The organism is Streptomyces sp. NBC_00207, assembly GCF_045160965.1.
Classification (GTDB): Bacteria; Actinomycetota; Actinomycetes; order Streptomycetales; family Streptomycetaceae; genus Streptomyces.
In genome coordinates this window covers 7,553,451-7,577,540 of the sequence record NZ_CP130715.1, presented here as the reverse complement: position 1 = coordinate 7,577,540, position 24,090 = coordinate 7,553,451, and the positions used below count along the sequence as shown (strand labels likewise).

Genomic DNA, 24,090 nt, shown 5'->3' with positions numbered 1-24,090 from the left:
ATCACCCGGAGCGGGCCGTCAGCGCTGGGCGACGGCCTGCTTCACCAGCGTCCTGCCGAAGTCCCACATCAGCCCGGACCCGCCGTGCGCCTCGTCCATGACCGCGCGGAACGCGCCGACGAACCGGTCGACGTCCCGCTCGTCCACGACCAGCGGCGGGATGAGCTTGATGACCTCCAGGTGGTCCCCGGAGACCTGGGTGAGGATCCGGTGCTTCTGGAGCAGCGGCACCACGACCATCTGGGCGAAGAGCCCCTTGCGGGCCGCCTGCAGCATCGTCCACCGGCTGCGCAGCCCCAGCGAGGACGGCCGGCCGAACTCGATGCCGATCATCAGCCCGCGCCCCCGCACCTCGTACAGCAGCTCGTACTCGTCCACCATGGCCGCGAGCCGCCCGCGCAGCAGGTCGCCCGTGGCCCGGGCGTGCGCGACGAGCTCCTCGTCCTCCATGACCGACAGCACGGCCAGCCCGGCCGCCATCGCCTGCGCGTTGGACCCGAAGCTCGCGGAGTGCACGAGCACCCGGTCCATGGACGAGTAGACCTTCTTGAAGATCCAGTCCTTGCCCAGGGTCGCGCCGACCGGCACGTAGCCGCCGGACAGCGCCTTGGCCACGCACACCAGGTCCGGCTCCACGCCCGGCTCGTGCTGGTACGCGTAGAAGTCCCCGGTACGTCCGAGGCCGGTCTGCACCTCGTCCGCGATCAGCAGCGCCTTGTGCCGGTGCAGCAGTTCCTGCGCGGCGAGCAGGAATCCGGGCGGGGCCTCGAGGACCCCCTTGCCCTGGATCGGCTCGACGACGAAGGCGGCGACATCGCCCTTGCGGAGCTCCCGCTCCAGGGCGCCCAGGTCACCCAGGGCGATCTTCGTGTCGGGGAGGAGGGGGGCGAAGCCGTCGCGGAACCCGCCCTCCCCGTTCACCGACAACGCGCCCGTGGTCAGGCCGTGGAAGGCGTGGTCGCAGTAGAGGATCCTGGGCCGCCCGGTGGCGAACCGGGCGAACTTCAGGGCCGTCTCCACCGCCTCGGTTCCGCTGTTGCCGAAGAAGACCCGGTCCAGGTGCGGGCTGTACGAGAGCAGCTTCTCCGCCAGCAGCCCCGGCAGCGGCTGGCAGTCGAAGCGGGTGAGGTCGGCGAGCTGCGCGTCCAGGACGTCGTGCAGGGCCCGGCGGACGACCGGGTGGTGGCGGCCCAGGCCCATCACCCCGAAGCCGGCCAGCATGTCCAGGTAGTCGTTGCCCTCGGCGTCCCAGAAATGGGCGCCCTCGGCCCGCTCGTAGACCTTGTCGAAGCCGATGGTGTGGAGCATCCGCGGCAGTTGGTGGTTGAGGTGCCGGGCGTGCAGCTCGTACCGCTCCCCTCCGCGCGCGGCCAGCAGGGCGCCGAGGTCGAAGCCCTTGCCCCGCGCGCCCGCTCCTTCCTCCGCCGGGGTCATGCCGACGCGCCCCGGTTGCCGCCGATCGTCTCCCGGGCCGCTCGCAGGGATTCCTTGAGGGAGCCCATGGTGGCGAGGACGGCGGTGGGCTCGTAGCCGCAGTGCGCCATGCAGTTCGCGCAGCGCGGGTCCTTTCCGCGGCCGTACTTGCTCCAGTCGGTGTCGTTGATCAGCTCCCGGTACGTCGTCACGTAGCCGTCGCTCATCAGATAGCAGGGGCGCTGCCAGCCGAAGAGGGAGTAATTCGGAATGGCCCAGGCCGTGCAGGGGAAATCGGCTTTCCCTTCCAGGAAGTCCAGGAAGAGCGGCGAGTGATTGAGCCGCCAGCGCCGCCGGTTGCCGCCCGCGAAGGCCTTCCTGAAGAGTTCCCTCGTCTGTTCGACGCCGAGGAAGTGTTCCTGGTCGGGAGCCTTTTCGTAGGCGTAGGCGGGCGAGATCATCATCTCGTCGACCTGAAGGTCGTCATTGAGGTAGTTGAGCACCTCGATGATCGTCTGCGGGGTGTCCGTGTTGAAGAACGTGGAGTTGGTGGTCACCCGGAACCCGCGCTTCTTCGCCTCCTTGATGGCGGCGACCGCCTCGTCGAAGACGCCTTCCTTGGCCACGGACTCGTCGTGGCGCTCGCGCAGGCCGTCGATGTGCACGGCGAAGGCGAAATAGGGGGAAGGGGTGAACTTCTCGATCTTCTTGCGCAGGAGCATCGCATTGGTGCAGAGGAAGACGTACTTCCGCCTCGCCACCAACTGCCGGACGATCTCGTGGATCTGCGGGTGCATCAAGGGCTCGCCGCCCGCGATGGACACCATCGGCGCGCCGGACTCCAGCACGGCGCCGACCGCCTGGGCGACCGGCATGCGCTGCTTGAGCACCCCGGCCGGGTGCTGGATCTTTCCGCAGCCCTCACAGGCCAGGTTGCAGGCGTAGAGCGGCTCCAGCTCGACGATCAGCGGGAACTTCTCACGCTTGCGGAGCTTCTGTTCGAGAAGATAGGTCCCGACCCTGATGGACTGGCGCAGCGGCATGGCCATCTGGCTCACCTCCTGGGGAGCAGCAAAGAACGGTGCCATTCGTAAAACGCGGGCAGTACGGCACGCAGAACGCGGAAGGCCGATATTCCCCCGCGAACCGTGCCGATTCGGACGAGCTCGTGCTCCGGAGCGTCCACGATCACCCGGACGGCCGCAACCGGGCGGCCGCCGTCCGGGGACGGGCCGGCGCGGGTGGCGGTCCACAGGGTGGCCGCGGACTCCATGTCGACCGCGATGGCGCCGGTGGCGCGCAGCTGCGCGCGCTCCTGGCCGCGGACGACGTGGTCGGATCCGGTCAGTGCGCCGGTGTGCACGGTCCGGCCGGGTGCGGCCCGGGCCAGTGCCTCGGCGAGCAGGGCGGTGCCGGTGCAGGTGACGGCCCCCTGCGGGTCCCGGGTCTCCTCGGCGACGACCAGGTCGCCGGGGTGCATGCCGGGGACCAGCCCGGCGCAGAAACCGGTGGCGAGGACGGCGGCCCGGTCCATCCCGGGCCGGTCCAGTACCCGGGCGACGGCCCGCTCGGCCGCGCGCGGGCCCATCCCGGTGCGCAGCAGGGAGTAGCCCCCGGCCGGGCCGCGGGCCGCCCCGGACCCGGCGCTGCGCAGCGCCGCCTGCTCGATGCGCAGGGCGCAGGCGACCAGCAGCGGGTCGGGGGGCCGGGCCCGGTCCCCCTTGGTCCGCTCCGCCGCGGCGGACATCAGACGCCCCCGCCCGCGGCGAACGGTTCCCCGTACAGGTAGCGGCCGAGCGCGGTCAGCGGGAACACCTGCCGGTACAGGTGGTAGTTGATGGAGAAGTCCCAGGGGAAGCCGGTGCCCGTGAAGTACGGCTCGTCCCAGGAGCCGTCCTCCCGCTGCGTCCCCATCAGGTAGCCGATGCCCCGTTCGACGGCCTTGCCGTCCCGCTCGCCGGCCGACAGGAGGGCCATCAGCGCCCACGCGGTCTGCGAGGCGGTGGAGGCCCCCTTCCCGGCCCAGGACGGGTCCGTGTAGGAGCGCTGGTCCTCGCCCCACCCGCCGTCCTCGTTCTGTACGGTCTCCAGCCAGCGCACGGCCCGGCGGATCGCGGGATGTCCCGGGGCGATGCCGGCCGCGGTGAGCGCCGGGAGCACCGAACCGGTGCCGTAGACGTAGTTGGTGCCCCAGCGGCCGAACCAGGCGCCGTTCGGCTCCTGTTCGGCGAGCAGCCAGGCGATGCCGCGCCGGGTCCGGGCGTCGCCCGCCCGGCCCTCGAAGGCGAGCATCTCCACGACGTGGGCGGTGACGTCGGCCGAGGGCGGGTCGATGACCTCGCCGAAGTCGCAGAAGGGCAGCCGGTTCGGGAAGGGGCTGGTGTTGTCGGCGTCGAAGGCGCCCCAGGCGCCGTTCTTCGACTGCATGCCGAGGTTCCAGGACACGCCGCGGGCGATGGCCGCCTCGACGCGGGCCGGGTCGGGGTGCCGGATCCGGCGCAGGGCGAGGACGACCTCGGCGGTGTCGTCGATGTCGGGGTAGGTGTCGTTGTGGAACTCGAAGGCCCAGCCGCCGGGGGCCAGCCCCGGCCGCCGTACCGACCAGTCCCCGATGCGGGTGATCTCCTCGCCGAGCATCCAGTCCGCGGCCTTGACCAGCGCCGGATGGTCGGGGCGCAGGCCCGCGTCGGCGAGGGCGATCGCGGCCAGGCAGGTGTCCCACACCGGGGACTGGCAGGCCTCGATCATCCGGGCGCCGTCCTCGCGCCACACCGCGAAGCGGTCCAGGGATTCCAGTCCGGCGCGCATCACGGGGTGCCGGAGGTCGTAGCCGAGCAGGTGCAGGGCGATGACGGAGTACACGGCGGGCGGCTGGATCCCGCCCCAGCAGCCGTCGTTCTCCTGGCGCTCGACGATCCAGCGGCCTGCGGTGGCCATGGCGGCCTTGCGCAGCCGGCGCGGCGCGAACCGCCGGTAGACGTGCAGGGCCTTGTCCATCCGCTGGAAGACGCCCTCCCAGCTGGTCGGCGGGGCGGGGCGCTTGGCGGGGTTCGGCACCCGTGCGTCGGCGTGCAGTTCGTCGAGGGCGAAGGGGGCCGGGCGGACCGGGCGCAGCGCGGAGACCACGGTGAGCGGGACGATGGTCTGGCGGGCCCAGCAGCCGAAGTCGTAGATGTTCAGGGGCACCCAGGACGGCAGGAACACCAGCTCGGGCGGGAGTTCGGGCAGGTGGTCCCAGTTCCACCAGCCGAAGAGCGCCAGCCAGATCCGGGTGAAGACGCGGGCGGCGGCGATCCCGCCGTGGGCCCGGATCCAGGCCGAGGCACGGGCCATGTGCGGGGCGTCCGGCGCGTCCCCGGCGAGGCGGAGCGCGACGTAGGCCTCGATGGTGGCGGACAGTTCGGACGGGCCGCCGTGGAAGGTGGCCCAGGTGCCGTCCTCCCGCTGCTCGCCGCGGATGAACAGGGCCGCGGCGTGGGTGGTGGCCTCGTCCCGGATGCCGAGGAACTGCCGCAGCAGCAGGTCCTCCGCGTCCATGGTGACGTTGGTCTCCAGGTCGCCCTTCCACCAGCCCTCGGCGTCCTGACGCTCCAGCAGGTGCCGGGTCGCCCGCGCGGTGGCCTCGTACACGCCCGGCGGTGCGCCTTCCGGTGGCTCCGGCAGGTCCGCGGCGCCCCGGTCCGGTCCCGCCCGGTCCGGGCCCGGGGGCGCGTCCGGGAGCACGCTCACGCGTACGCGGCCACCGTGCTCGCCCGGCGGGTCGGCCTCCGGGGCGAAGTCGGGCCGTGTGGCGCCCGGCAGCCGCGCCGTGCCCGGCCGGTCCCCGACCGGGCTCACGCGCACCCGGCCGCCGTCCGCTCCGGGCGTGCCGCGCGGGCCGTAGTCGGCCCGCGGGCCGGCGGCGCCGGGCGCGGCTCCGTACTCGGCCTGCAGGCCGGGCCGGCCTGCGCGCGGCGGGGCCGGGGGCCCCGCTTCGGCGGCCGGGCCGCGGGCGTGCCCCACGGCGGGGGCCGCCGGGAGACCCGGGGTTGATTCGCTGCCAGCGGCAGCGCCCTCGGCGCTGCCGTCGGTCGTCGCTGTCATGGCTTCCCCTTAGAACAGTGTCCTCTGCTGTGCTGGGGTCTGCCGTCGGCCGGTGCGCGCCACGCTCAGATGGCGGCTCCGGCCGGCGACTCGCGATTCATATCCGCTGTCGGGTGGCGATCACCTCTTGCGCACGACGACGAAGTCGGCGAGGTCCACGAGCTGTTCGCGCACCCGCTGCGGCATGTCGACGTCGTCGAGGGCCCGGATCGCGACCGCGTGCTGGCGGCGTGCCTCGTCGGCGGTCCACTGACGGCCGCCGGCCTCCTCGATGAGTGCGGCGCGGGCCGCGAACTCCTCCTCCGAGAAGTTCTCGAAGTCGCTGGCCTTGGCGTCCGCGGCGAGCAGTTCGGCGAGCTGCTCGGAGGCCGGCCCGCCGGCCGCGAGGGCGGCGACCACCGGCAGGGACTTCTTGCGCTGGCGCAGGTCGCTCCAGGTCTGCTTGCCGGTGGCCTCCGGGTCGCCCCAGATGCCGAGCAGGTCGTCGACGGCCTGGAAGGCGAGGCCGAGGTGGTAGCCGTACTCCTCCAGCTTGTCGGCCGTACGGTCGTCCGCGCCGCCGAGCACCGCGCCGATGGAGACCGCGCAGGCGAGCAGCGCGCCGGTCTTGTTGCCCTCCATCTCCAGGCATTCCTCGACGCTGACGCGCTCGCGGTGCTCGTAGGAGATGTCCTGCGCCTGGCCGTCGATGAGCTTGCGGCTGGCAGTGGTCAGGCGGCGGGTCGCCCGGCCGGCCTCGACGGTGCCGAGCTCCAGCAGCACCTCGTTGGCGAGGGCGAAGAGGGCGTCGCCGACCAGGATCGCGAGGGCCGGTCCGTGCACCTTCCACACCGTGTCGCGGTGGCGGCGCTGCTCGTCGCCGTCCATCAGGTCGTCGTGCAGCAGCGAGAAGTTGTGCACGAGCTCGACGGCGACGGCGCCGGGGATGCCGACCTCGGCCGCGGCGCCCGCGGCTTCGGCGGAGAGCAGCGCGAGAGCGGGGCGCACGGCCTTGCCGCCGTCGCCGTCCGCCGGGTTGCCCTGGGCGTCGATCCAGCCGAAGTGGTAGGCGGCGACGGTGTCCATGGGCGCGGCGAGCCGGTCCACGGCGGCGCGGAGCACGGGGGTCGACAGTGTGCGGCCGCGCTCCAGGAGGGCGATGGTGTCCGCCTTCTCCGCGCCCCTTCCGGCCGTGCCCACACTGGCATCCGTGTTCTCGACGGCCGGATTCCCCGGGTTCACTGGCTCTCCTCTTGTTCCTGTACGTGCTGTGCCGGTGTTGCTGGTCGTGCTCGTGGTGATCGTCATGCCGCCTCCTGCAGAGGGTGGTCGCGGTGGCGGCCGAGCGCGGCGAGTGCGGCGTGCGCCGCGCTCATTCCGCTCCGGACGGCGCCCTCCATGGTCGCGGGCCAACCGGTGGCAGTCCACGCACCGGCCAGGTAGAGCCCCGGCGTGTCGGTGCGCGCCCCGGGGCGCAGCCGGCCGACCCCGGGGGTGGGGGCGAAGGTGGCGGTCCGCTCCCGGGTGACGAAGAAGTCCCGTACCTTGGCGCCCCGCGCGGCGGGGAGCAGCCGTTCCAGCTCGGGCAGGTACTTGGCGCGCAGGACCGAGACGGGCTCGTCGATGTCGTCCTGGGCGGCGGACTGGGAGAGCGCCAGGTACTGGCCGCCGTCGGGGAGCCCGGAGGACTCGGTGCGGTCGAAGACCCACTGCACCGGGGAGCCGAGCGCGGCGAAGAAGGGCTGCTTGAGCACCTTGCGCTCGTAGACGACGTGGACGTTGAGGATGGGCGCGGTGCCGATGTCGAGGAGCTTGTCGGGGTCGGCGAGGGCGCCGGCCGGCAGCAGTCCGTGCGCCTCGCGCTGCGGGACGGCGAGGACGACGGTCCCGGCGTCGAGGCTCTCGTCCTCGGTGTCGATCCGCCAGTTCCCGTCGTCGGTACGGGAGATGCCCGTGACCCGGGTGCGCAGCTCGGTCCGTACGCCGGCCGCGTCGAGGGCCTTGCGGGCGAGGCCGTCGTGCAGGTCGCCGAGCGGTACGTGGGCCCAGCCGATGTCGGCGGCGCCGTTCTCGGAGAGCAGCCCGGTCTTGAAGACCATGGCGGCCAGGCCGAGCGAGGACTGGGCGGCGGTCGCGTTGAGGGTGGCGATGCCGACGAGGTCCCACAGGGCCTCGATGGCGCGCGGGCTCTGGCCGTAGCGGCCGAGCCAGGTCGCGAAGTCCAGGCCGTCCAGGGCCGGGTCGGCGGGGTCGAGGCGGCGCAGCGCGAGGGCGGCGCGGCCGACGCTCGCGCGCTCGGCGAGGGACAGGTGCGGGTAGCGGGCCAGCGATCCGGCCAGGTGCAGGGGGACGGGCAGGGCGCTGCGGCGCAGCCGTCCCAGGCGCGGGCCGCCGGGATGGGCCACGTCGAGGACGGGTACGTCGAGCCGGTCCTGCAGGGGGGCGAGGGCGGCGCCGTCGACGCGGTCGAGGAACCACCGGTAGGCGGTGCAGCACCGCAGGTAGACGTGCTGGCCGTTGTCGACGTCGAGGTCGCCGCGCTTGAAGGAGAAGGCGAGTCCGCCGAGCCGGGGGCGGCCCTCCAGCAGGGTCACGCGGAGCCCGGCGTCGGCGAGTTCGAGGGCGGTGGTGACCCCGGCGAGGCCGCCGCCCACGACGACGGCGTGGTGGTCGGTGCCGGTCATGCGCCCTCCCCCGTGGTGCGGTCGCCCTCCGGGCCGGCCGGTCGGTCCTGGGCGGTCGGGGCCGCCCCGCGTGCGGCGGCCCGCCCGGCAGGGCCGGAGTCCGCCGGAAGAGACGCGCCCGCCGCCGCGGCGGTTGCCCGGTTTCCGTCCCGGCGGGTACGGCCCGCCGGGACCGCTCCCGGCGCCGTCACCGGGGGCAGGGTGATCGGGGCCATCAGGGCCGCCTCCGGGTGCTCTGGCGGGAGATGGTGCGCGCGTCGAGGCCGGACAGGCCGCGGACGGCGACGTACGCCTTCTCGTGCGGCGGCAGTGAGACGCGGCCCCGCAGCACCGCCTCCGGCTCCCGCTCGATGCGGTCGAGGAGGCGGCGGTAGATGCCGGCCATGGCGGCCACGCAGGCGCCGCTGCGCCGGTCGAGCATCGGCAGCAGCCGGTAGCCCTCGACGAACAGGGCGCGGGCGCGCCGGACTTCGTGGTGGACCAGCCCGGCGAAGTCGGAGCCGACGGGCGCCCGGTCGCCGTGGAAGCCTTCCGAGCAGCCGAACTTGGCGAGGTCCTCGGCGGGCAGGTAGGTGCGTCCGTTGCCCGCGTCCTCGCGAACGTCGCGGAGGATGTTGGTGAGTTGCAGGGCGAGGCCGAGGGTGTCGGCGTACTCGGCGGCACGCTCGGAGTCGGCCGCGCCGGCCGTGGTGCCGAACACGCCGAGCGAGAGCCGGCCGATGGCTCCGGCCACGCAGCGGCAGTAGACCTTGAGGTCGTCCCAGGTCTCGTAGGTCTCGCCGCGGACGTCCATCAGGACGCCGTCGATGAGTTCGTCGAGGCCGCCGAGCGGGATCGGGAAACGGCGGGCGGCGTGTGCGAGGGCGACGGCGACCGGGTCGGTGTCGTCCTCGTCGACCTCCTCGGCCAGGATCCGTCCGAGCAGGGCGCGGGTCTCCTCCAGCCGGGCCAGCTTGGCCTCGGGCGCCAGCGTGCCGTCGCCGATGTCGTCGACGCGCCGGGAGAAGGCGTACAGCGCGGACATCGCCTGCCGCTTGTCGGTGGGCAGCAGCCGGATGCCGTACGCGAAATTGCGCGCCTGTGAACCGGTGACGGCCTCGCAGTAGCTGTAGGCCGCCGAAATCGGTGCGGACATCGCAGCCGGTGCGGAAGCGTGTGTGGGGCCCTCCACGGTCGGGCTCACCCCTTTCTCGGCGCTGTGCGCAGGACGGCGGCAACCTCGCGGAGCAGGCCGCTCTTGGTGGGCTTGGGCGGGCCGGGGAGTACGTCGAAGCCGGCGGCCGTGACGGCTCGCAGGGCTGCGCGCCCTCCTCCCACGAAGCCCGCGAGCAGCAGCCGGAGTCTGCCGTGCACGCTACCCACGAGCGGGGTGCCTTCATTCAGCAGCTCGCGTGCGCGCTCAGTTTCGAATGCGACCAGGGCGCGTACGGACGCGCCGGCGGACGGGGCCGCCAGATCGGCCTCGCCCACGTGGAAGCGCCGCATGTCCTCGGCGGGCAGGTAGATCCGGTCGTTGCCGAGGTCCTCGGCGACGTCCTGGATGTGCTCGACGATCTGCAGGGCGGTGCAGACGGCGTCGGAGCGGCGGATGCGTTCGGGGGTGCTGGTGCCGGTGAGGGAGAGCACCAGGCGCCCGACCGGGTTCGCGGAGAGCTCGCAGTAGCCGACCAGGTCCCCGTAGGTCTCGTAGCGCTTGACCCGCTGGTCCTGGCGGTTGGCTTCGATGAGCCCGAGGAAGGGCTCGGGGGTGAGGCCGTGGGCGCGGACCACGGGCTGCAGGGCGAGCAGCAGGGGGTGCCTCGGGGGGCCGTCCGTGCCGCCGAACACGCGCCGCAGGTCCGCCTCGAGGGCGTCGAGCATGGCGAGCCGGTCGTCGGTCGCGGCCGGGTCGAGGCCGAGGAGTACGGCGTCGCGTCCGCCGGGGGCGAGGTCGCCGTCGCCGATGTCGTCGACGAGGCGGGCGTACCCGTAGACGGCCGTCAGCCCGTCGCGCCAGGCGCGGGGGAGGAAGACGGGGGCGACGGGGAAGTTCTCCGCCGATGCCTTGTCGAGGGTGGCGCTCACGTGGACCGTGTCGGACAGGGGCCGGATGCCGTGCGCCGCGGTCACCGCCCGCCGCCAGGGGCGGGGACGGCCGTCGTGCGTGGGGGCCGGAGAATTCCCGTAGCCATTGCCGTCACATCTCCCGTTCTACACTGCCGACCCAATACATCCCATTTCGGACACGCCGCCGGGGGTTTCCCCGGGGCTGCCCCAGGGCCGTTCACCTGCGGGGAATCGTCCCCTCTTGCCGCGATTCAGGACCGCTTCAGCTTACGCTGTAGAACGTCGCGGAGGCCTCTCGGGTATTCGCTCCGGCGTCGAATGTCGCCGTTGAATGCGAAAGCACGCCGAAGGCCCCCGCCATGCACGGCAGCGGGGGCCTTCGGGAGAAGCGTACGAGCGCCCTGACGGGCGCCGCGCGACCCGGAGGTCAGCCGTTGGAGGCCTTCTCGTAGGCCGAGACGACTTCCTCGGTGGGCCCGTCCATCAGGAGCTCGCCCTTTTCCAGCCAGAGCACCCGGTCACAGGTGTCGCGGATGGACTTGTTGTTGTGGCTCACGAGGAAGACCGTGCCGGCCTTCTCCCGCAGTTCGCGGATGCGGTTCTCCGAACGCACCTGGAAGCTGCGGTCACCGGTGGCCAGGGCCTCGTCGATCATCAGGACGTCGTGGTCCTTGGCCGCCGCGATGGAGAAGCGCAGTCGCGCCGCCATGCCGGAGGAGTAGGTGCGCATCGGCAGGGAGATGAAGTCGCCCTTCTCGTTGATGCCCGAGAAGTCGACGATGCCCTGGTAGCGCTCCTTGATCTGCTCGCGGCTCATGCCCATCGCGAGACCGCCGAGGACGATGTTGCGCTCACCGGTGAGGTCGTTCATCAGCGCCGCGTTGACACCCAGCAGCGACGGCTGGCCGTCGGTGTAGACCTTGCCGGCCTCGCAGGGCAGCAGGCCCGCGATGGCGCGCAGCAGGGTCGACTTGCCGGAGCCGTTGGAACCGATCAGGCCGATCGCCTCGCCGCGGTACGCCGTGAAGGAGACCCCGCGCACGGCGTGGACCCGGCGGACGCCCGGGGCGTCGCCCTTGCCCCGGCGGATTATCTTGCTCAGCGCCGCGGTGGCGCTGCCCTTGCCGGAACTGCCGGTGTTGACCCGGTAGACGATGTGGACGTCGTCGGCGATGACGGTGGGGACGCGCCCCATGGAGTTCTCAGCCACGGCCGTAACGCTCCTCAGCCTTCCAGAAGTACACGAACCCGCCGAGGCCGATCACGACGGCCCAGCCGACGGCGAACGCCCAGACGTGCGGCGGCAGGTTCTCCGCGCCGTAGTTGGCGATCAGTGCGAAGCGGATCAGGTCCATGTAGATCGCCGCCGGGTTCCACTGGAGCGCGTCCGCGATCCACGTGGGCCTGTCCTCGAGCATCGTGCTGATCGAGAACATGACGCCGGAGGCGTACATCCACGTACGCGTGACGAACGGCATCAGCTGCGCGAGGTCGGGCGTCTTGGAGCCCATCCGCGCGAAGACCATGGCGAGGCCGGTGTTGAAGACGAACTGCAGCACCAGCACCGGGATGACCAGCAGCCAGGACAGCTGCGGGAAGTTCCCGAAGCAGATGACGACCACGAACACGACGATCATCGAGTACAGCAGCTGCTGGAGCTGCTGCATCGAGAAGGAGATCGGCAGGGAGGCGCGCGGGAAGTGCAGCGCGCGTACCAGGCCGAGGTTGCCGGGGATCGCCCGGACACCCGCCATCAGCGAGCTCTGGGTGAAGGTGAAGACGAAGATGCCGATCACCAGGAAGGGGATGTAGACCCCCTTCGGCATGCCGCGGTCCGCCTTGAGGATCAGCGCGAAGATCAGCCAGTAGACCAGGGCGTTCAGCAGTGGGGTCGCCACCTGCCAGACCTGGCCCAGCTTCGCCTGGCTGTACTGCGCGACCAGCTTGGCCCGGGAGAAGGCCATGATGAAGTGGCGCCGGCCCCAGAGCTGGCGCACGTAGTCGCCCAGGCCGGGCCGGGCACCGCTGACGGAAAGGCCGTACTTCCTGGCGAGCTCCGCGGAGCTGAGCCCCGCGTCTTCGGACGGCGGCTTGCTCGTGGCGAGGGCGCCGTCGTGGGTTGTGTCACTCACAAGTTGAAACTTTCGTCCTCAAGATGCGGCCAGGTGGGCATCAGGCTGGTGGCGCGAGGCCCGTGATCGCGCCATGTTCCCAGACGCGGGCTGGTCAGATGACAGGCGGTCGGCCCAGCCGGGTCAACCGCCAGACCGTACGCCATCTCATGGGGCGACGGGGTCCGCAGGGAGTGGTCCATCCCTCTCGGAATCCGCCGAACCAGGCCTTGAGCGCCGGTGCCGAGGGCCTGCGTACGAGCGTCAGCAGGAGCCAGACGCCCAGGTAGACCGGGACCAGCGGAGCGGGCAGGTTGCGGCGGGCGAGCCACACCCGGTTACGAGCCACCATACGGTGGTAGACCGCGTGCCGGGAGGGGGCAGTGGTCGGATGCAGCAGGACCATGTCCGCCCGGTAGTCGATCAGCCACCCGGCGTCGAGCGCCCGCCAGGCCAGATCGGTCTCCTCGTGGGCGTAGAAGAACTCCCCCGGCAAGGCTCCGACCTGCTCGAACACCGTCGTGCGGACGGCATTGGCGCCGCCCAGGAAGGTGGTCACGCGGGAAGAGCGCATCGGGTCCGATGCGCGCAGCCGCGGCACGTGCCGGCGCTGGGTCTCGCCGGTGTCCGGATCCGCGATCCGGAAGCTGATGATCCCGAGCCCGGGGTCCTCGGCGAAGGCCTGGCGGCACAGCTCGGCGGTGTCCGTGCGCTCCAGCAGCCCGTCGTCGTCCAGGAAGAGCAGCGCGTCCACCTCGCGGCCACCGGGGCCGAAGGCCTCGATGCCGACGTTGCGGCCGCCGGGGATGCCCAGGTTCTCGGGCAGCGTGATGCTGCGCACACCCTCGGGCAGGCCGGTGACCTCGACGCCCTGGCCCACGACGACCACCTCGACGGGGTCGCCCTGCTGGCGGGCCACCGAGTCGAGGAGCGCCTTGAGCTCGTCGGGCCGGTTGCCCATGGTGATGATCACGGCGCCCAGCCGCATCGGGGCGGTCACTTGAGCCTGCTGGAGGCCAGGATCGACACCAGGTGCAGCACGGTCTGCAGCACCGCGATGCCGGCCAGAACGGCCACACCGACGCGGGACCAGAACAGGTCGCCGCGCATCTGGTCCAGGACGGCCAGCACCAGGATGAGCAGCGAGGCCTCGATGCCGAGGACCAGGCGGTGGAACTTGAGCGCGGCGGCGGCCCGGCGGGCGAGCGCCATGCCGGAGGAGCGCGGCTCGGCCGCCGCGTCCTTGACCACCGGCTTGCCGGCCTGGTGGCGGGCGACGCCGACCAGGTCGGTCTCGGCCTTGATCAGGATCGCGCCGAGCGCCGCGAGGGTGCCCAGGAAGGCCCAGAGCCAGTCGATCCGCCCGGTGCCCCACAGGTCCGCCGCGCGCAGGCCGAAGCCCACGAGGACGGCCGCGTCGCACAGGTAGGCGCCGACCCGGTCCAGGTACACCCCGGAGAGCGAGAACTGCTTCTTCCAGCGCGCGACCTCCCCGTCGACGCAGTCGAGCAGCAGGTAGAGCTGGACCGCGACCACGCCGAGGACGGCGCCGAGGATGCCCGGCACCAGCAGGGCCGGGAGGGCGAGGACGCCGGCGAGGGTCATCACGTAGGTCAGCTGGTTCGGCGTGACCTTGGTGGTGACCAGGAGGCGGGTGATGCGCAGGGAGATCTCGCGCATGTAGAGGCGCCCGCCCCAGTGCTCGCCGCTGACCCGGTCCTTGACGCCCGCCGGGTGCACGACGGGCCGGAGTTCAGCTACGGATGGTCTTGGCATAGTCGGCGTAAGCGTCCCTGATCTCGGCTGCGGACAGGTTGAGGTGCTCCAGGATCGTGAAGCGTCCCGGGCGGGTCTGGGGGGCGTACTCGACGGCCGTGACGAACTCGTCGACGCTGAAGCCGATCTCCTCGGGCGCCACCGGCAGGCCGTGCCGGCGCAGCACCTCGGTGAAGAGGCCGGACTGCTCTGCGGCCCCGCGCAGGTGCATCGCGAAGGCGGCGCCGATGCCGACCTGCTCGCCGTGGAGCGCGGAGCGCCCCGGGTAGAGCAGGTCGAAGGCGTGGCTGATCTCGTGGCAGGCGCCGGACGACGGGCGGGAGTCCCCGCTGATCGACATGGCGATGCCGGAGAGGACCAGCGCCTCGGAGAGCACGGTGAGGAACTCGTCGTCGCCGCAGCCACCGGGGTGGCGCAGCACGGACTCGCCGGCGGTACGGGCCATGGCGGCGGCCAGGCCGTCGACGGGCTCGCCGGTGATCCGGTGCGAGAGCTCCCAGTCGGCGATCGCCGAGATGTTGGAGATCGCGTCGCCGATGCCGGCGCGGATGAACCGCACCGGGGCGTCCTTGATCACATCGAGGTCGATGACCATGGCGATGGGGGTCGGGACGCCGTAGGAACCGCGGCCGTTGTCGTTGTCCAGGATGGACACCGGCGAGCAGATGCCGTCGTGCGAGAGGTTGGTGGCGACGGCCACCATGGGCAGGCCGACCCGCGCCGCGGCGTACTTCGCCACGTCGATGATCTTGCCGCCGCCCAGGCCCACGACGGCGTCGTAGCGGCGGCCCTTTATGTCGTCGGCCAGCTTGACCGCGGAGTCGATGGTGCCGTCGACGACCGCGTACCAGTCGGCGTGCGGCAGCACGGGCTCCAGCTTGGCGCGCAGCGCCACGCCGGAGCCTCCGCTGATCGCGATGGCCAGCTTGCCGGAGGCGGAGATCCGCTGGTCGGCGAGGAGGCCGGCCAGGTCGTCCATCGCCCCACGACTGATGTCGACGACGACGGGCGAGGGGATGAGCCTCGTCAGTACTGGCATGCGATCGTCCGGCCCTTGGCGAGGTCGTCGTGGTTGTCGATCTCGACCCACTTGACGTCGCCGATGGGGGCCACGTCGATGGTGAAGCCGTCGTTGACGAGCTGCTGGTAGCCGTCCTCGTAGTAGAGGTCGGGGTCGCGCTCGAAGGTGGTCTTCAGGGCCTCGGCCAGCTGCTCGGCGGCCTCCGGCTCGATCAGGGTGACACCGATGTACTCGCCGGTGGCATCGGAGGGCTCCATCAGCTTGGTGATCTTCTGCACGCCCTTGCCGTCGGCGGTGACGACCTTCATCTCCTCGTCGGCCAGGTTCTTGACCGTGTCGAGGGCGAGGATGATCTTCTGGCCGTTGCCGCGGGCGGCGAGCAGGGTCTTCTCGACGGAGACCGGGTGGACGGTGTCGCCGTTGGCGAGGATCACGCCCTGCTTGAGGACCTCACGCGCACACCACAGGGAGTAGGCGTTGTTCCACTCCTCGGCCTTGTCGTTGTCGATCAGCGTGATCTTGACGCCGTACTTGGCCTCCAGGGCCTCGCGGCGGGCGTACACGGCTTCCTTGCGGTAGCCGACGACGATGGCGACCTCGGTCAGGCCGACCTCGGCGAAGTTGCCGAGGGTCAGGTCGAGAACCGTCAGGCTCTCCTCGTCACCCTCGGGGCCGACCGGCACGAGCGCCTTGGGCAGGGTGTCGGTGTAGGGACGCAGACGGCGTCCGGCACCGGCAGCGAGTACAAGGCCGATCATGCTGGTTCTCCTTCGTCATGTACGGCGGGTGCTCCGGAGGAGACCCAGAATCGGATGCTCTCGACGAGCACCACGAGTGCCACGAACACGGCCACGGCCGTGAGCGCGACGGGGAAGTCCGCTGCGCGCGAGGCGAGGACGGCCGCCAGGACCGTGAGCAGCAGGACCCGGCCTTCGTGGCCGCCGATCGTCCGCACCAGCCAGTGCGGGGGCGCGCCGGTGCCGCCGCGGATGCGGTACACCGTGTCGTAGTGATGGTAGGCGACCGCCGCGATCAGGCCGAATGCCGCCGGAACGGCTCCCGGGACGTCCGCCTTGACGGCGAGGATCAGCACGGTGGTGTACTCGGCGGCCCGGAAGACCGGCGGGACGAGCCAGTCGAGGGCTCCCTTGAGGGGAGCCAGGACGGCGCCGCCGGCGAAGAAGGCGTAGATGCCCGCCGCGGCGACCATGCCCCAGAAGCCGAAGGGCGCCTGCGTGGCCCCGTAGATCAGCTGCGCCGAGGCCAGCACGGCGATCCCGAGGGCCCCCGGCGAACTGGCCCGGAGGCGGATCAGCGCCCCGGCCACCAGCTCGGCGATCGGGCCGGAGTCGGTCAGGTCGTAGAGCGCCCGCGCCGCCCGGTCGGTGCGGGTGGCCTTGCGGGTCAGGGAGCGCAGGACCCGGCCGGCGGTGGTGTAGAGCGCGCCGAAGGCGCAGCCGACGAGCAGGGCGTAGAAGACGATGCGGGGGGTGGTGAAGGCGGTCAGGACCGCGATCATCGCCCAGCGCTCACCGATCGGCAGGATGATCATCCGGCGGACCCACACGGTCCAGCCGACGCTGTCGAGCTTGTCGGAGAGCGCCGCCGTGGGACTCGTGTTGGCGGTGGCGTCGTGGTTGGCCTCGTTGAAGGAGAAGTCCACGACGTGCCGGCAGGTCATGAGGATCATGGCGCCGGTGGCCAGGGCCCAGACGTCGTCGCCGTTCCTGGCGGCTCCGAGCGCGAGGCCCGCGTAGAAGGCGTACTCCTTCGCGCGGTCGAAGGTGGCGTCGAGCCAGGCGCCCATCGTCGAGTACTGGAGCGAGTAGCGGGCGAGCTGCCCGTCGGTGCAGTCCAGTACGAAGGAGACGAGGAGCAGCACGCCGGCCGCCACGTAGCCCCAGCGCTCGCCCGTGGCGGCGCAGCCGGCCGCGATCAGCGCGGTGATCAGCGAGGCGGTGGTGACCTGGTTCGGGGTCAGGCCGCGTCGTGCGCACCAGCGGGCGATGTAGCGCGAGTACGGGCTGATGAAGAAGGTGGTGAAGAAGCCGTCGCGGGACTTCACGGCGGTCCGCAGGCGCACGGCCTCGTCGTCGACGGCGGCGACCGCGGCGGTCGCCGCGTCCCGTTCCGCCGGACCGGCGGGGACCGTGGCGACGAGGGTGCCCAGCTCGGGGCGCTGGACGGAGGTCCCGGCGGCCTCGACCGCGGCCGCGAGGCGGTCCGCGTACGGGGCGGCGGCGTCGGTGTCCGCCCCGGTGGCGACGGCGGCCTTGTCGAGGGCGTCGCGGGCTCCGGGCAGGACGGCGAGGGCTCCGGTCACGGCGCAGGCGTCGAAGCGCGGATCGGTCAGCGCGAGGCGCAGTGCGTGCACGTGCCCGACGAAGGCGCTGTCCACGACGGCCACCCGCTGGTCGGCGGGTACGGCGGCCAGTGCGGCGGCGGCGTCCTCGGGACCGGTGGCGGGGCGGACCTCGAAGCCGAGTGAGCGCAGCTCGTCCGCGAGCGGTGATCCGGGGACCGGCAGGCCGGTGAGGATGACGGTCGGCAGACGAACTCACTCCTTGTAACGGATTCCGGACGGGCGCCTCGGGGGCGGCGGCACGTCGGCAGAGGCTATCGGATGAATGGAAGCAGGGGTTCATCACCCGTTTACGCCCCGATAAGCCGAATATCGCGGCCCCGGGCCGGGTCGCGATCATCATCGATGATCACGGCGCGGTACCACAAACGGCCCGGATGTTACGGTGGACACGCCCCTGAACGTGTCGAGTGGAAAGAGGTGGGTTGATGACCGTCGTAGTGGTCGCGGCCATGCGCAGCGAACTCCGGTGCATCCCCACTTCCCGTTTCCTCCGGGCATCCGGCCGGGCCTGATCACACCGCTGGGCCTCGTCGGCCGGAGCCCCCGTTCCAAGGGTTCACGTTGACCGACCACAACGCCTTCACCGACCACGCCTTCACCGAGGCCTTCTTCGCCCTGCACCACGGCCTGCCCCGGCAGGCTCCGGGCTCCGACGCGAGCACCCGCCACCTGCTGTCCCTGTGCGGACCGCTGCCCGAGCGGCCGCGCGTCCTCGACCTGGGCTGCGGCCCGGGCCGCAGCGCCCTGCTGCTCGCCGCCGAGGCGGGCGGCGCCGGCGCCGAGGTGACCGCCGTCGACCTGCACGCCCCCTTCCTCGAAGAGCTCCGCACGGCCGCCGCGGCCCGCGGGCTCGCCGGACGCGTCCGCACCGTCGAGGCGGACATGGGCGCACTCACGGGCGAGGACTTCCCGGACCGTTCCTTCGACCTCGTCTGGGCGGAGGGCTCCGCCTACATCCTCGGCTTCGACGCCGCGCTCGAGCAGTGGAAGCGGCTGATCGCCCCGGGCGGCACCCTCGTCCTGACCGAGATCCAGTGGACGGTGCCCGAGCCGTCCGCGGGCGCCCGCGCCTTCTGGGACCCGCAGTGCCCGCTGCGCACCACCGCCCGCAACCTCGCGGCCGCCCAGGCCGCCGGGTACCAGGTGCTCGGCGTGCACCACCTGCCCGATTCCGACTGGGCCGAGTACTACGAACCGCTCGCCGAGCGGGTCCGTACCCTTTCCGGCGCCGCCGCCCCCGCGATGGCCGCGGCCCTGGCCGCGAGCCGCGAGGAGCTCGGCGTACGGGCCCGGCACGGGCACGAGTACGGGTACACGGGCTACGTCCTGCGCCCGGTGACGGCCGGGGACGGCGGCGCCTGGCCCGCCCGCCCCGAGACCGCTGCCGATGTGGCCGCCGTACGGGAGGTCAACCTGGCGGCGTTCGGGACTGCGCTGGAGGCGGACCTCGTGGACGCGCTGCGCACGGACGGAGCCTGGCTGCCCGGACTGTCGTACGTGGCCGAGGCCCCGGACGGATCGGTGGCGGCGCACGCCCTGCTCACCGCGTGCCGGGTCGGCGGGGTACGGGCGCTCGCGCTCGCCCCGGTGGCCGTCTCGCCCGCGTTCCAGCGTTCGGGCGCGGGCAGCGCGGTCGTACGGGCCCTGCTCGCGGCGGCCGCGGAGCGCGGGGAGTCGCTGGTCCTCGTGCTCGGCCACCCGGAGTACTACCCGCGCTTCGGTTTCACACCGGCGTCGCGCTTCGGGATCCGGGCGCCCTTCGAGGTTCGGGACGAGGTGATGATGGCGCTGGTGCTGGACGATTCCGTGCCGGTACCGGCGGGCACCATCGAGTATCCGGCCCCCTTCGGAGTCTGACGCGCGCGCAGGGCCGCCGCGGAGGACCGCGGAGGACCGATGTGATCCGCCCCTCGTCGCCTAGCACGGGACGGGGGGCGGACATGCGCGGATCTCCGAAGTGGGGACAAGCCTCTTTTGTACGGCAGACTGAAGGCCGAAGTCCGAAGCGAAGGATGGGTATGCCGACCACACCAGCCACCGCCGCGAACCGCGCGTCCAACGGCACCGGTACTCAAGAACCGATCATGCTCGAACTGGTCGACGAGTCCGGCAACACCATCGGCACGGCGGAGAAGCTCTCCGCCCACCAGGCGCCCGGGCAGTTGCACCGGGCGTTCTCGGTGTTCCTCTTCGACGAGCAGGGCCGTCTGCTGCTCCAGCAGCGGGCCCTCGGGAAGTACCACTCCCCCGGCGTCTGGTCGAACACCTGTTGCGGTCACCCCTATCCCGGGGAGTCGCCGTTCGCGGCCGCGGCCCGGCGGACCCACGAGGAGCTGGGGCTGTCGCCCTCGCTGCTCGCGCAGGCGGGGACGGTGCGCTACAACCACCCGGACCCCGCGTCGGGTCTGGTGGAGCAGGAGTTCAATCACCTGTTCGTGGGACTCGCGCAGACCGTCGTGCGGCCCGATCCGGAGGAGGTCGAGGACACCGCCTTCGTCACCGCCGAGGAGCTGGCCAAGCGCCATGCCGAAGTGCCGTTCTCGGCCTGGTTCATGACCGTGCTGGACGCGGCGCGGCCCGCGATCCGCGAGCTGACCGGCGACGCGGCCGGCTGGTAGCCGTACTCCGTCCCGCTGCCCGGCCTCCGGGGTCCTGCCCGTACGCCGTCCCGCTCGACCGCCGCCTCGCCGCCCGCCGCTCAGCCCGCGGCCGGCGGGGTGGTGAGCGGCAGGGCCGCCCAGATGACCTTGCCGCCGGTCGAGGTGTGCTCGACGTCGCAGACCCCGCCGGCCTCGTGCGTGACCTCCCGTACGAGGAGCAGACCCCGGCCGCCGGTCTGGCCGAAGTCGGCCTCCAGCGCCTTGGGCCGGTACGGGTGGTTGTCCTCGACCGCCACCCGTACCCAATCGCGGCCGATCGCGACCTCGACCGCGACCTCCGGCGAGAGGAGGGCGGCGTGCCGGACCGAGTTCGTCACCAGTTCGGAGACGATCAGGAGCAGGGAGTACACGAGGTCCTGATGGGCCGGCACCCCTTGGCGCCCGAGCAGGTCCCGGACCGCCCGGCGGGCCTGCGGAACGGATTCTTCTACCGCGGGCGCCGTGAACCTCCACACTCCCTCGTAGGCGAGGGGGTCGGCCGGAGCCTCCGGCTCCCCCTCCTTGGCTGGCGGGACACTCCCGCTGACATCCATCTTCCGTCCCCCGTCTTCACGCTCGATCGTCTCCACGCGTCAAGAGTGGGGAACGTGCTGAACGGGACCGGACTGCTGACCAGAAGTCAGCGTCAATCGGACACATTCTGACCGCTGGCGTATGACAGAGTCAGTTGTTCGACTGTTCCTGATCTTCTGTCGGGCGCTTCGCGGCCGACTCGCGGGCCCCGTCCGCCGCGGCCGCCTCCCGCGGCTCCTCGTCTTCCCTGACCAAGCCCAGGATGCGCCGGGCCCCCATGCCCAGGGCGATCAGGCTCAGGCCGTCGAACAGGAGGGCGAGGGAGAAGAAGGTTCCGATCACGTACAGACTGTTGCCGGGCCAGTTGGAGAGGATCAGGACCCCCAGCAGGACCCCGAAGGCGCCCTGGACGAGCGCGAGCCCGAAGTTCGATCCGCGCACCACCAGCGCTCCGACCAGCCGGAACAGCCCGCCGGTAAGGAAGAGCAGCGCGGCGAACATGGTCAGTGCCTCGGCGCTCGCCTCGGGGCGGCGCAGGATCACGAAGCCCGCCGCGAGATCGATCGCGGCGACGACGACGGCGAGCCAGAAGTAGTTGCTCTTGCGCGACTGCACGGCATGCAGCAGACCCACCGCGCCGCCGATCAGCAGCAGCCAGCCGAAGAGGAACATCGAGGTGAGCGTGGCCAGGCCGGTGTAGACGAGGCCCACCAGACCGGCCAGCACGAGGATCACCCCGAGCAGGGCCAGCAGCCCGTAGCTGCGGCTGAGCTTCTTCTTCTCCTGCTGCGGTTCCCGGCCCCCGGCCGCCTCGGCCCCGGTACGGTCTGCACGGTCTGTGCCCATGGACGCGCCACCTCCTCGCACCCCCGGACCGACTCCCTTGATCATAGGTTTGGCCGCCCGGGATAGCATCCGGCGCATGGACGCAGACCTCGAGGCCACCCTCCTGCACACGGTCGCCGACGGGGTCGCCACCGTCGTCATCTCGCACCCCGCCAAGCGCAATGCCATGACCGCCGCGATGTGGCGGGCGCTCCCGGAGCTGCTGACGGGACTGGCGGGCGACCCGGCGGTACGGGCGCTCGTCCTGACCGGTGCCGGACCGACCTTCTGCGCGGGCGCCGACATCTCCTCGCTGACCGGGGACGAGGACCCGAGGGCCCTCGCCGTGACGGCGGAGGAGGCCCTGGCCGCCTTCCCCAAGCCGACGCTGGCGGCCGTCCGCGGGTTCTGCGTGGGCGGCGGGAGCCAGCTGGCGGCGGCCTGCGACCTGCGCTTCGCGGAGGAGGGCGCGTCCTTCGGGGTGACCCCGGCCAAGCTGGGCATCGTCTACCCGGCCTCCTCCACCCGGAGGCTGGCCTCCCTGGTCGGCCCGGCCTGGGCCAAGTACCTCCTCTTCTCCGCGGAGTTGATCGGCGCGGACCAGGCGCTGCGCGCCGGTTTCCTGAACGAGCTGCTGCCGGCCGGGCAGCTGGACAAGCGGGTCGCCGAGTTCACCCGGATCCTGGCCTCGCGCTCGCAGCTGACCCAGGCGGCGGCCAAGGAGTTCGCGGACGGCCGGACGGACCGGGACGGGCACTGGGACGCCCGGGCGGCGGAGAGCGGCGAAGCCGCGGAGGGCGTCGCCGCGTTCCTGGAGCGCCGGGCCCCCCGCTTCACCTGGACGCCGTGAGGCGGTGCCGCCCCGACCGGCTCCGGTGACGCCCCCGGCCTACACCAGGGGGTTGTTCGCCCGCAGCCGGGCGACGAGCTCGGCGGGCGCCTTCTCCGGCGAACCGGCGTCGTAGGGCGGCTGGGGGTCGTACTCGGTCATCAGCTGGACGGTCTGGGCGATCTCGTCCCCCGCGATCCTGCCGAGCAGGGTGAGGCCCATGTCGATCCCGGAGGACACCCCGGCCGCGGTGACGTACTTCCCGTCGAAGACCACCCGCTCCCCGGTGGGCTCGGCCCCGAACTGCGGCAGCCGGTCGAGGTACAGCCAGTGGCCGGCCGCCCGCCTCCCGTCGAGCAGCCCGGCCGCGGCGAGCAGCAGCGATCCGGTGCACACGGACGTGGTCCACGTGCTGGTGGCGTCGACGGTCCTCAGCCACTCCATGACGGCCGGGTTCTTCATCTCCAGCTCGGGGTGCGGCCCGCCGGGCACGATGACGATGTCGGGCCGGGTCACCTCGCCGAGCGCCTTGTCGGCGACGAGCGCGAGCGACCCGTTGTCCGTCCGCACGGGCCCGGGCCGCTCGGACACGAACACGACCTCGGCGCCCGGCAGCCGTCCGAGCGTGTCGAAGGGCCCGATGGCGTCGAGGGCGGTGAAGCGGTCGTAGAGCAGTACGGCGATCTGCATGGCTCCTCCGGAGCTGTTGATGGGTGATGCGTTGATGCGTTCTCTGGCCGGCCGGCCGTACGGCTAAGGGGCCCGGGGTGCGCCGAACCGGCGGCGGTATTCCGTCGGGGGCTGTCCCAGCGTCTTCACGAAGGCCCGGCGCAGCGCCTCCGGCGTGCCGTACCCGCAGGCACGGGCGACCTGGGCGATGCCCGGGGAGCCCTCCTCCAGCAGGCGCCGGGCGTGCTCCACCCGCACCCGCTCCACGTACCGGCCCGGGGTCACCCCCGTCTCCGCCTGGAAGGCCCGGGCGAAGTGGCGCGGGGAGAGGCGCGCCCGTGCGGCGAGCGCATCGACGCTGAGGTCGCCGTCCGGGTGCTCGGTGATCCACTGCTGTACGTCCCGCAGTGGCTCCCGCCGGGCCGTCTGGGCCGCCAGCTGCGCGCTGAACTGGGCCTGGTTGCCCGGCCGGTGCAGGAACACCACCAGGTGGCGGGCGATCGCCAGTGCGACGTCCTTCCCGTGGTCCTCTTCCACCAGCGCGAGCGCGAGGTCGATACCGGCCGTGACCCCGGCCGACGTGGCCACCGGTCCGTCCCGCACGTAGATGGGGTCGGGCTCCACTTCCACGGCCGGGTAGTCGCGCGCCATCTGCTCGCACACGTACCAGTGCGTCGTCGCCCGCCGCCCGTCCAGCAGCCCGGCCTCGGCCAGCAGCAGTCCGCCCGTGCACACGGACACGAGCCGCTCCGCCCCACCCCCGCAGGTGCGCAGCCAGTCGGTGAGCCGCGGCTCGAAGTCGCCCGTGTACCGGCCCCCGGGCACCAGCAGTGTGGTCCCGGCGCCCGGCCGGGCGCTCTCCAGGTCTCCGTCCGGCACCAGCGTCAGCCCGCTGCTGGTACGGACCGGCGCTCCTCCCGGCGACACCGTGGCGATGGTGTAGCCCGGCAGCCCGGGGAACCGGTCCACGGCGGCGAACACCTCCACGGGCCCGGTCACGTCCAGGCTCTGCACCCCGTCGTAGAGGACGACGAGCACGTTTCGCAACGACATGACCCCATGGTGTGACGCGGGCGCCGATGGCCGCAATGACGTGCTTCCCACCTATTCGGCCAT

Annotated in this window: 23 protein-coding genes; 3 read left to right on the top strand and 20 right to left on the bottom strand. The window is 72.2% G+C overall.

Annotation, left to right across the window (positions count from 1 at the left end):
• Positions 1 to 18: 18 nt before the first annotated feature.
• The 16 genes from OG472_RS35195 to OG472_RS35120 form a co-directional block, all read right to left on the bottom strand.
• Complete coding sequence (locus tag OG472_RS35195) at positions 19 to 1,434, bottom strand: aspartate aminotransferase family protein (protein WP_401605064.1); 1,416 nt, start codon at positions 1,432 to 1,434, stop codon at positions 19 to 21.
• Positions 1,431 to 2,462, bottom strand: coding sequence for an adenosyl-hopene transferase HpnH (gene hpnH / locus OG472_RS35190; protein WP_401605061.1), 1,032 nt, complete (start codon positions 2,460 to 2,462; stop codon positions 1,431 to 1,433). Before hpnH ends, OG472_RS35195 begins: the two co-directional genes overlap by 4 nt.
• Positions 2,463 to 2,467: 5 nt before the next feature.
• Complete coding sequence (locus tag OG472_RS35185) at positions 2,468 to 3,160, bottom strand: 1-hydroxy-2-methyl-2-butenyl 4-diphosphate reductase (protein WP_405942398.1); 693 nt, start codon at positions 3,158 to 3,160, stop codon at positions 2,468 to 2,470.
• Entirely contained in the window at positions 3,160 to 5,496 is a 2,337-nt protein-coding gene (gene shc, locus OG472_RS35180; protein ID WP_405942397.1) for a squalene--hopene cyclase, read from the bottom strand. Before shc ends, OG472_RS35185 begins: the two co-directional genes overlap by 1 nt.
• Positions 5,497 to 5,616: 120 nt before the next feature.
• Positions 5,617 to 6,783 (bottom strand): polyprenyl synthetase family protein, encoded by a 1,167-nt coding sequence (locus OG472_RS35175; protein ID WP_383572570.1) that lies wholly within the window; start codon positions 6,781 to 6,783, stop codon positions 5,617 to 5,619.
• The gene (gene hpnE / locus OG472_RS35170; protein ID WP_401605049.1) at positions 6,780 to 8,159 is read right to left on the bottom strand and encodes a hydroxysqualene dehydroxylase HpnE; all 1,380 of its coding nucleotides are present in this window, start codon (positions 8,157 to 8,159) and stop codon (positions 6,780 to 6,782) included. Before hpnE ends, OG472_RS35175 begins: the two co-directional genes overlap by 4 nt.
• Entirely contained in the window at positions 8,156 to 8,374 is a 219-nt protein-coding gene (locus OG472_RS35165; protein ID WP_405832917.1) for a hypothetical protein, read from the bottom strand. Before OG472_RS35165 ends, hpnE begins: the two co-directional genes overlap by 4 nt.
• On the bottom strand, positions 8,374 to 9,294 hold the full coding sequence (gene hpnD / locus OG472_RS35160; protein WP_401605046.1) for a presqualene diphosphate synthase HpnD: 921 nt from the start codon (positions 9,292 to 9,294) through the stop codon (positions 8,374 to 8,376). The genes OG472_RS35165 and hpnD overlap by 1 nt, the downstream gene beginning before the upstream one ends.
• A 44-nt stretch (positions 9,295 to 9,338) precedes the next feature.
• Positions 9,339 to 10,268, bottom strand: coding sequence for a squalene synthase HpnC (gene hpnC / locus OG472_RS35155; RefSeq protein ID WP_405832915.1), 930 nt, complete (start codon positions 10,266 to 10,268; stop codon positions 9,339 to 9,341).
• Between the two features lie 364 nt (positions 10,269 to 10,632).
• On the bottom strand, positions 10,633 to 11,400 hold the full coding sequence (locus OG472_RS35150; protein WP_362798131.1) for an ABC transporter ATP-binding protein: 768 nt from the start codon (positions 11,398 to 11,400) through the stop codon (positions 10,633 to 10,635).
• A gap of 7 nt (positions 11,401 to 11,407) precedes the next feature.
• A complete protein-coding gene (locus OG472_RS35145) occupies positions 11,408 to 12,337 on the bottom strand; it encodes an ABC transporter permease (RefSeq protein WP_405942396.1) in 930 nt (309 codons plus the stop codon).
• Between the two features lie 94 nt (positions 12,338 to 12,431).
• Positions 12,432 to 13,304, bottom strand: coding sequence for a glycosyltransferase family 2 protein (locus OG472_RS35140; protein WP_401606405.1), 873 nt, complete (start codon positions 13,302 to 13,304; stop codon positions 12,432 to 12,434).
• A gap of 8 nt (positions 13,305 to 13,312) precedes the next feature.
• Positions 13,313 to 14,092, bottom strand: coding sequence for a CDP-alcohol phosphatidyltransferase family protein (locus OG472_RS35135; protein ID WP_383572555.1), 780 nt, complete (start codon positions 14,090 to 14,092; stop codon positions 13,313 to 13,315).
• Entirely contained in the window at positions 14,070 to 15,131 is a 1,062-nt protein-coding gene (locus tag OG472_RS35130; protein WP_351287210.1) for an iron-containing alcohol dehydrogenase family protein, read from the bottom strand. Before OG472_RS35130 ends, OG472_RS35135 begins: the two co-directional genes overlap by 23 nt.
• On the bottom strand, positions 15,119 to 15,871 hold the full coding sequence (locus OG472_RS35125) for a sugar phosphate nucleotidyltransferase (protein WP_405832912.1): 753 nt from the start codon (positions 15,869 to 15,871) through the stop codon (positions 15,119 to 15,121). The genes OG472_RS35130 and OG472_RS35125 overlap by 13 nt, the downstream gene beginning before the upstream one ends.
• Entirely contained in the window at positions 15,868 to 17,664 is a 1,797-nt protein-coding gene (locus tag OG472_RS35120) for a DUF5941 domain-containing protein (RefSeq protein ID WP_401606402.1), read from the bottom strand. Before OG472_RS35120 ends, OG472_RS35125 begins: the two co-directional genes overlap by 4 nt.
• A 375-nt stretch (positions 17,665 to 18,039) precedes the next feature.
• On the opposite strand from OG472_RS35120, the gene OG472_RS35115 reads away from it, so the two are divergent.
• Together OG472_RS35115 and idi are read left to right on the top strand one after the other, a co-directional pair.
• Positions 18,040 to 19,335 carry a GNAT family N-acetyltransferase gene (locus OG472_RS35115; protein ID WP_401605036.1) on the top strand — a complete coding sequence of 432 codons (1,296 nt, stop codon included), beginning with the start codon at positions 18,040 to 18,042 and terminating at the stop codon, positions 19,333 to 19,335.
• A 161-nt stretch (positions 19,336 to 19,496) separates the two neighbouring features.
• A complete protein-coding gene (gene idi, locus OG472_RS35110) occupies positions 19,497 to 20,096 on the top strand; it encodes an isopentenyl-diphosphate Delta-isomerase (protein WP_383572546.1) in 600 nt (199 codons plus the stop codon).
• 80 nt (positions 20,097 to 20,176) lie between these two features.
• Here the strand turns inward: idi and OG472_RS35105 are convergent, their stop codons facing one another.
• Entirely contained in the window at positions 20,177 to 20,671 is a 495-nt protein-coding gene (locus tag OG472_RS35105; RefSeq protein WP_401606399.1) for an ATP-binding protein, read from the bottom strand.
• A gap of 130 nt (positions 20,672 to 20,801) precedes the next feature.
• Entirely contained in the window at positions 20,802 to 21,497 is a 696-nt protein-coding gene (locus OG472_RS35100) for an HdeD family acid-resistance protein (protein ID WP_405942395.1), read from the bottom strand.
• A gap of 76 nt (positions 21,498 to 21,573) precedes the next feature.
• Here OG472_RS35100 and OG472_RS35095 point away from each other — a divergent pair, with 76 nt between their 5' ends.
• Positions 21,574 to 22,326 (top strand): enoyl-CoA hydratase/isomerase family protein, encoded by a 753-nt coding sequence (locus OG472_RS35095; protein ID WP_405942394.1) that lies wholly within the window; start codon positions 21,574 to 21,576, stop codon positions 22,324 to 22,326.
• 39 nt (positions 22,327 to 22,365) lie between these two features.
• Here the strand turns inward: OG472_RS35095 and OG472_RS35090 are convergent, their stop codons facing one another.
• A complete protein-coding gene (locus OG472_RS35090) occupies positions 22,366 to 22,995 on the bottom strand; it encodes a DJ-1/PfpI family protein (RefSeq protein WP_401605028.1) in 630 nt (209 codons plus the stop codon).
• A 63-nt stretch (positions 22,996 to 23,058) separates the two neighbouring features.
• The gene (locus tag OG472_RS35085; RefSeq protein WP_405942393.1) at positions 23,059 to 24,027 is read right to left on the bottom strand and encodes a GlxA family transcriptional regulator; all 969 of its coding nucleotides are present in this window, start codon (positions 24,025 to 24,027) and stop codon (positions 23,059 to 23,061) included.
• Positions 24,028 to 24,090 lie beyond the last annotated feature (63 nt).